Here is a 503-nt window from a genome sequence, read left to right on the forward strand (position 1 = left end):
GTAGGAATCGCATCGTAGCCATTAAATAGAGCAATCCAAGTTACCGTAATGGCAAACACAAAGCATTTGATCATGCTGTTGCCGATATCTTGTCCCAACTCAACAGAAGATTGCATGGCTGCCCAAAAGCTGCCGTGATCCACACCTTTCCAATCGACACCAACGAGCTGCGCCCCCCAGATGCCAACAGCCATGAAGATCATCGCAAGTAGTTGCATTGAGATAGCCCCAGCCCAAAAACGTGGTGCAATCACTCGTTTCAGTGGGTCAACTGCCATCATTTCTAAGCTTGAAAGCTGCTCAGTAGCTTTCATCAAACCAATTTCTGCCGTCAGCGCAGAGCCTGCACGTCCAGCGAAAAGAAGCGCAGTAACCACCGGCCCAAGTTCACGCAGTAGTGACAACGCGACCATCTGACCAAGACTGCCTTCCGCGCCGTAATCCACCAGCACTACATAGCCTTGCAAGCTAAGAACCATGCCGATGAACAAACCGGAGACTAC

The 503-nt window shown here is 50.5% G+C and carries 1 protein-coding gene; it reads right to left on the minus strand.

What is annotated here, in order from left to right; translation table 11 throughout:
• Nucleotides 1-503, minus strand: a 503-nt coding sequence (locus tag R7P74_RS29775; protein ID WP_318124351.1) for an MlaE family lipid ABC transporter permease subunit, incomplete at both ends; no start/stop codon positions are given.

This window comes from Vibrio sp. 2033, assembly GCF_033339735.1.